Here is a 7386-nt window from a genome sequence, read left to right on the forward strand (position 1 = left end):
TCCTGGCATGATTTTACCACAGCCGAAAAATATCCTCTGGAAGGCGCTTCACATATTGCAAGCCCGCGTATGACGATACGTAATAAGTATTAGCAAACATTAAAAACTGTTTTGGCTTCTCTTTATACTTTCCCTGTTTTCACATCCAGGGAATTATGACAATGACGAAACAAAAAGTTGTCGCGGTAACGGCCTGCCCGACAGGCATTGCACACACGTTTATGGCCGCGAATAAAATTATCGCATGGGCTAAAGCGCATAACATTGAGGTAAAGGTCGAAACGCAGGGTAGCGACGGTGTTAAAAATCGCTTAACAAAGCAGGATATTGCTTCTGCCACCGCCATTATTCTGGCAACCGACGTCCCCATTCAGGATGCCGAACGTTTTGATGACATTCCTCACCTTCAGACACGAACACAAGAGCTGATCAAGCACACCGACCGCTATCTGCGTCAGGCGCTGGCAATGGAAAAAAATGCGACCGCGGTGGCAGATGAAGACGAGGACGATCTCCGGCGTTCGGCTTACCAGATATTTATTGGCCATATCATGGCGGCCATCAGCTATATGTTACCGGTCGTGGTCATGGGTGGGCTGATGATGGCAACGGCCAAAATTACCGGCCAGTTTATTAACATTGAACATTCGCCGTTCAGCGTGCTGGATAAAGTGGGCTTTATGACCATCAAGTTCATGTATCCGGTCTTCGCCATGTATCTGGCGTTTGCCATTGCCGGAAAACCGGCGCTGATCCCCGGGCTTATCGGCGGCATCATGTCAGACGAAGTCTACAAGCGCTTCTTTGATATCGAGGGCTTTATGCCCTCCGGCTTTTTTGGCGCGATTGGGATTGGCTTCTTTGTGGGCTATCTGGTGCGCTGGCTCAACGATTCGATTCATGTCCGCCAGCAGCTCACCACCATTAAAACCATGCTAATCGTCCCGCTGATCACCGGCATTACGCTGGTGATGGTCATGGAATATCTGATTAACCCGATTTTTGGCTCGCTTAATCAGCTGATGGTGGTCTTTTTTACCTCGGCAGGCGACACCGGTCGCGGGTTCTATTCCGCAATGATCGCCGCGGGCACCGCTTTCGACCTTGGTGGTCCGGTCAATAAGGCGGCAGGCTCGGTCGCGCTCGGCCTGAATGGCATGAGCGAGACGTTTGATTTAACCGCCCGCGAACTCTCTATCGTGATCCCCTCCATTGGCGTCGGTTTTGCCGCATTCCTCAACGGCCGCTTTGGTCTGCCGGACGTCTTCAGCCGGGAAGAAAAAACCGTTGGCAGCACCTCGTTATTGCTGGGCGTAATCGGGATCTCAGAAGGCGCTATCCCGTTCATCCTGAAAAACCCACGCCTGATCCCGGTATTCATGACCGGTGCCGTCGCCGGTGCGCTGGTGGCGATTGCACTCGGCGTGAAGCAGACGCTGCCTCTGCCCGCCATCTGGGGCTGGCCGCTGGCGACCAATGTGGCGGGCTATCTGGCGAGCGTCTTTATTGGCGCACTGATTTGCGCCCTGGGCGTGCTTTATGTCAGCCCAAAGAACGTCAGGTGAGGGAAACATCATGAGTCAGATCCACGTTATTGCCCACACGCACTGGGATCAGGAGTGGTATTTCACCCGTCAGGACAGCATGGTGCTGGCGTCATATAACTTTGCGGATGTTATCAACACGCTGGAGCAGAACCCGGCTTATGCCTGCTATCACCTTGACGGGCAGATGGCGGTCGTGGAGGACTTTCTTGCGATCAATCCCGATTATCGCGCCAGGCTGGAAAAGCTGGTCAGAGAAAAAAGGATTTTCGTCGGGCCGTGGTATACCCAGACGGACACCTACAACGTGCATGGCGAATCCATTATCCGCAACCTGAAGTACGGCATCTTCGCCGCCCGAACGCTGGGACATGCGATGCAGGTCGGTTATCTGCCGGATACCTTCGGCCACAATGCGCAGATGCCGACGATTTTGCAGGGCTGCAATATCGATAACATCGTCTTCTGGCGCGGTATCGATCACGACCGGCATGCCAAACGCAGCCAGTTTATCTGGCGCGCGCCGTCAGGGGCGAGCGTCATCGCCTGCGCGATGGCGCTCGGGTATGGCGCGGCTAAAAATATCGCTTCGCAAGCCAGCCATCTGCAGGGGAAAATCTACCCGATGGTCGATTTGCTGCGTTCACGGGCCGGTATCGATGACCTGCTCCTGCCCTGCGGCGGCGATCAGGTCAGCATCGACCCGGCGCTGCCGACTATCCTGCAGGTCGCCAGCAAACACTCTCCCAACCAGGATTGGTACACCATCAGTTCGCTGGAGCGTTACGTGGACATCCTGCGCGCGCAGCGTGAGCAGTTTGAATGCTGGGAAGGCGAGCTGAAATCGCCACGCTACACCCGCATCCATAAAACGATCGGCTCCGTGCGCTACGACATTAAAAAGAAAAATGATGAGATTGAGCAGTTTATCCTGCGACAGCTGGAGCCGACGATTGCCATGGCGCGGCATCAGGGGCTACCGGTCAATCTCTCTGTGGTCGATACCCTCTGGAAGACGCTTTTGCGAAGCCACGCCCACGACTCTATCGGCGGCTGTAATAGCGATGCGACCAATCGCGACATTCTGCATCGGCTGGAACAAACCGAGCAGCTGTGTCACAGCCTGTGGAATCTGGTGGTAAAAACGCTGGCCGCCTCCTGTGCTCAGGAAGGGGACCTGCTGATCTTCAATCCGCTGACCACCCCAATGCGGCGCGTGGTTAAAACCACGCTGTATAGCCGGGCTGAACATATCGCGCTGACGTATCAGGGGGAGCCCGTGCGCTTCGACGTCCTGAAAAGAGACATTTTACCCGGCGGAACGGCGATCTCCCTCACTGCCGAAGGCGAGTGTGAAATGCCCCTTCCTCCCTATTTCCGCTGGCACATTGCTGTCCAGACGCCGGTTCTGCCGTCGGTTGGCTATCTCACCGTGAACGTTGAGAATAGCCCTGCGCCGTTACGGCAGCCTGAACAGAAAAAGGGCCGCGAAATAGAAAATGCGCATTATCGGCTGATGCTGGACGCCGGAACGCTTACCCTTGAGGACAAACACACGGGCAGATGCATCCCTGCGTTCTTTACCCTCGAAGACTGCGCGGATGCGGGCGACAGCTACGATTTCTCCCCGCTCGCGGGCGATACGCCAACGCGCTGTTCCCATTTCACACTCATTGATTGCCTGAAAACGCCTCTTGTCGAAAAGCTGGTTATTGAGGCGACGCTGCTTCTGCCGCCGGATCTCGCCGGACATCAGGATGCAGTCAGAAAACCGTTATGCCTGCGTCTGGCGTGTGAATTGCGCCATGACGATCCGAACCTGTATGTCGACGGTGCGCTGGAAAACAGCCACTGCGATCACCGGCTGCGCTTGCTGATCAACAGCGATATTCACACGCATCACGCTATCGCCTCACAGCCCTTTGCGATCATCCAACGCGAAACGGGGTATGACGATGAAAACTGGCTGGAACGCTATCGCGAGCTGCCCGTGGATATCGAAACCAGCGAGGGCATTATCGCTGTCGCAGAAGAAGGCAAAGCGCTGGTGGTGAACAGCCGCGGCATGAAGGAGTTTCAGATCCTCGGGGACGAACCGGCAGTGATTGCCCTGACGCTGTTTAAGTCAACGGGTGTGCTCGGACGAAACGACCTTGACTGGCGACCGGGTCGGGCATCCGGGATTAATAATACGGTGGTTGAGACCCCCGATGCCCAGTTGCTGAAGCCGTTGCACTTTTCATTCAGCGTCGCGCTGGCCGACAGTGCCGATCATCTGACGCTACGCCAGCTGGAAAATCTCGCGACCGGACAGCCCTTTACCTATCAACGGCAAACGCTGCACACGCTCGATCATCGCCTTGAGCGCTTTTCGTTGCGCCTGCCCGAACGCCAGCTTCCGGCACACTTCTCGCTGTTGACCCTACCGGAGCCGCTTATTCTGTCTGCCCTGCCCCATGCCCAACAGTCGCATGGCACGGTCATCCGCGTGTTTAACGCTGGCACGCAGCCGGTTCCCGTTCCGGCAGATTTCGTGGGGCTTCCTCAGATCAACTATCTGGAAGAGCCCGTGCAGCCGGTCACGGCGATCCACCCTTCCGCGACCTGCGATTTTTTGTTAGAGGCTTAATATGAACTTGCTTGCATTGACGCACCCCGATTTGGTTTTTATCAACCCGCCGCACCGTACCCCTGAAGCGCTGATCCGCTGGCTCGCCGAACCGCTCGTCAGGCGAAACGTCATCGGCGATCAAGAGACATTTATCCAGAGCGTTTTAAAGCGTGAAAGTGAAGGTCCCACGGCTCTGGGCGAAGCACTTGCCGTTCCACACGGTAAAACCGAGACGGTGCATCAGGCGGCGTTTTGTCTGGCGCTTTTTGACGACCCGATACGCTGGCCGGGGCTGGAGGGGGATGAAGAGGTAAGAATGGTCTTCCTGCTCGCCATTCCCCCTGCTGAAGCAGGCAGCACGCATATGCAGCTGCTCACGACGCTAACCAGCCTGTTGACGGAAGACCGTGTGCGTGAGCAGCTTCTGGCGGCACGCACCCGGGAAGAGGCGCTGTCTGCCCTGAGTACGGAAGAACCGCACATTGAGGATGCGGTGCCCGCGCGTTCCCTTCTCATCCCACTGGTGCTGGGCACTGTCGCTATCGCCGCCTTTTTACAGGCAGGTTTAAGCTGGGTGCGCGGCATCCATTAATCACGTAGCGCTCAGTACAGACCGTGCTGAGCGCTTGTTTTTGTTGAATAATTAATCAGATTTTTCCTTCTGGTCTTTACAATCGCTGAAGCGCCCGCCGTTTGTACTCTCGTCTTTTTACTTTGTTCTGCATCAAATAAATCGCAAACAAGTTTGATGCAAATCACTATATGTAGCACTTAAAATGCACGCCGACCCAACATGTTGTATTAATCGTCTACTATTCCAACAACAAGACGGCGCTTACGCTGGCCGGAATTGTGGATAACACGAGCCGGGAACGCGGGAAGTCTTTGGACTGGCGGGGAATGCGCCCGGTGAATACTTCTCCACCTCTGTGGATAAACTGTTTTTAAAAATGGAGTGATCATGACACCGCATGTGATGAAACGTGATGGCTGTAAAGTGCCGTTTAAATCAGAGCGCATCCAGGAAGCCATTCTGCGTGCAGCTAAAGCAGCGGGAGTCGATGACGCAGATTACTGCGCCACCGTCGCAGAAGTCGTTAGCAGCCAGATGAATGAACGCAGCCAGGTGGATATCAACGAGATCCAGACCGCGGTTGAAAATCAGCTGATGGCGGGCCCCTACAAGCAGCTGGCCCGCGCCTACATTGAGTACCGCCACGATCGTGACGTGCAGCGTGAAAAGCGCGGTCGCCTGAACCAGGAGATCCGTGGCCTGGTAGAGCAGACCAACTCTGCCCTGCTCAATGAAAACGCCAACAAAGACAGTAAAGTGATCCCCACCCAGCGCGATCTGCTGGCCGGTATCGTCGCCAAACACTATGCCCGTCAGCACCTGCTGCCGCGCGATGTGGTCTCAGCGCACGAGCGCGGTGAGATCCACTATCACGATCTCGACTATTCACCGTTCTTCCCGATGTTCAACTGTATGCTGATCGACCTGAAAGGCATGCTGACCCACGGGTTTAAAATGGGTAACGCCGAGATTGAACCGCCAAAATCCATCTCCACCGCCACTGCGGTCACGGCACAGATTATCGCCCAGGTCGCCAGCCACATTTACGGCGGCACCACCATTAACCGCATTGACGAAGTGCTGGCCCCGTTTGTGACCGCAAGCTTCAACAAGCACCGCAAAACGGCCGAAGAGTGGCAAATCCCGGACGCCGACGGTTATGCACACTCGCGCACCGAGAAAGAGTGCTATGACGCGTTCCAGTCGCTGGAGTATGAGGTGAATACCCTGCATACCGCCAACGGCCAGACGCCGTTTGTGACCTTCGGTTTTGGCCTGGGCACCAGCTGGGAATCGCGTTTGATCCAGCAGTCCATCCTGCGCAACCGTATCTCCGGCCTCGGTAAGAACCGCAAAACGGCGGTGTTCCCGAAACTGGTATTCGCCATCCGCGACGGGCTGAACCACAAAGTTGGCGATCCGAATTACGACATCAAACAGCTGGCGCTGGAGTGCGCGAGCAAGCGCATGTACCCGGATATTCTGAACTACGATCAGGTCGTAAAAGTAACCGGTTCATTTAAAACGCCAATGGGTTGCCGCAGTTTCCTCGGCGTATACGAAGATGAAAACGGCGAGCAGATCCACGACGGGCGTAACAACCTCGGCGTCATCAGCCTGAATCTGCCGCGCATCGCGCTGGAGGCCAAAGGTAATGAAGCGGAATTCTGGACGCTGCTGGATGAACGTCTGCAGCTGGCGCGCAAGGCGCTGATGACCCGTATCGCCCGCCTTGAAGGGGTAAAAGCCCGCGTGGCGCCTATCCTCTATATGGAAGGGGCCTGCGGCGTGCGCCTGAAAGCGGACGATGACGTCTCTGAGATCTTCAAAAACGGCCGCGCGTCGATTTCGCTGGGCTATATCGGCATCCATGAAACCATCAATGCCCTGTCTGGCGGCACGCATATGTATGACAGCGACGCGCTGCGTGAAAAAGGCGTGGCGATTGTTCAGCGCCTGCGCGATGCCGTGGACCAGTGGAAAGAGGAAACCGGCTACGGTTTCAGCCTGTACAGTACCCCAAGCGAGAACCTGTGCGACCGCTTCTGCCGTCTGGACACCGCCGAGTTCGGCATCGTGGAAGGCGTGACCGATAAAGGTTACTACACCAACAGCTTCCACCTCGACGTGGAGAAGAAGGTAAACCCGTACGACAAGATCGACTTTGAAGCGGCATATCCGCCAATCGCCAACGGCGGCTTCATCTGCTACGGCGAGTACCCGAACATTCAGCACAACCTGAAGGCGCTGGAAGACGTGTGGGATTACAGCTATCAGCATGTGCCGTATTACGGCACCAACACGCCCATCGACGAATGCTACGAGTGTGGCTTTACCGGTGAGTTCGAGTGTACCAGCAAAGGCTTTACCTGCCCGAAATGCGGTAACCACGACGCGGCACGCGTGTCGGTAACCCGCCGCGTGTGCGGCTATCTCGGTAGCCCGGATGCGCGTCCGTTTAACGCCGGTAAGCAGGAAGAGGTGAAACGCCGCGTGAAGCATCTGGGGAATGGGCAGATCGGGTAAGTTCTGCGCTGGGTTCTCCCCCTCACCCTACCCCTCTCCCTCAAGGGAGAGGGAACCGATCGAGCATATTGTTGAGCCCGGCTCCGGTTTTCTCCCTCTCCCTGTGGGAGAGGGCCGGGGTGAGGGCATCA

4 protein-coding genes are annotated in these 7386 nt (G+C 56.0%); all 4 read left to right on the forward strand.

The window, feature by feature from the left end:
- Nucleotides 1-161 precede the first annotated feature (161 nt).
- The 4 genes from L977_RS08140 (at nt 162) to nrdD (ending at nt 7255) form a co-directional block, all read left to right on the forward strand.
- Nucleotides 162-1565: a PTS fructose transporter subunit IIC gene (locus L977_RS08140; protein ID WP_071847093.1), complete on the forward strand. Its 1404-nt coding sequence runs from the start codon at nt 162-164 to the stop codon at nt 1563-1565.
- Nucleotides 1566-1575: 10 nt separating this feature from the next.
- A complete protein-coding gene (locus tag L977_RS08145) occupies nt 1576-4173 on the forward strand; it encodes a glycoside hydrolase family 38 C-terminal domain-containing protein (protein ID WP_047625555.1) in 2598 nt (865 codons plus the stop codon).
- A 1-nt stretch (nt 4174) separates the two neighbouring features.
- On the forward strand, nt 4175-4747 hold the full coding sequence (locus L977_RS08150; RefSeq protein ID WP_047625556.1) for a PTS sugar transporter subunit IIA: 573 nt from the start codon (nt 4175-4177) through the stop codon (nt 4745-4747).
- 369 nt (nt 4748-5116) lie between these two features.
- On the forward strand, nt 5117-7255 hold the full coding sequence (gene nrdD / locus L977_RS08155; RefSeq protein WP_014882293.1) for an anaerobic ribonucleoside-triphosphate reductase: 2139 nt from the start codon (nt 5117-5119) through the stop codon (nt 7253-7255).
- Nucleotides 7256-7386: the final 131 nt, after the last annotated feature.

This window comes from Enterobacter sp. ZOR0014 (assembly GCF_000798855.1).
Lineage (GTDB): Bacteria > Pseudomonadota > Gammaproteobacteria > Enterobacterales > Enterobacteriaceae > Enterobacter > Enterobacter kobei.

Bases quoted from the DNA above. Each gene is read 5' to 3' on its own strand.
- L977_RS08140 (WP_071847093.1), top strand. From the start codon at position 162: ATGACGAAACAAAAAGTTGTCGCGGTAACGGCCTGCCCGACAGGCATT.
- L977_RS08145 (WP_047625555.1), top strand. From the start codon at position 1,576: ATGAGTCAGATCCACGTTATTGCCCACACGCACTGGGATCAGGAGTGG.
- L977_RS08150 (WP_047625556.1), top strand. From the start codon at position 4,175: ATGAACTTGCTTGCATTGACGCACCCCGATTTGGTTTTTATCAACCCG.
- nrdD (WP_014882293.1), top strand. From the start codon at position 5,117: ATGACACCGCATGTGATGAAACGTGATGGCTGTAAAGTGCCGTTTAAA.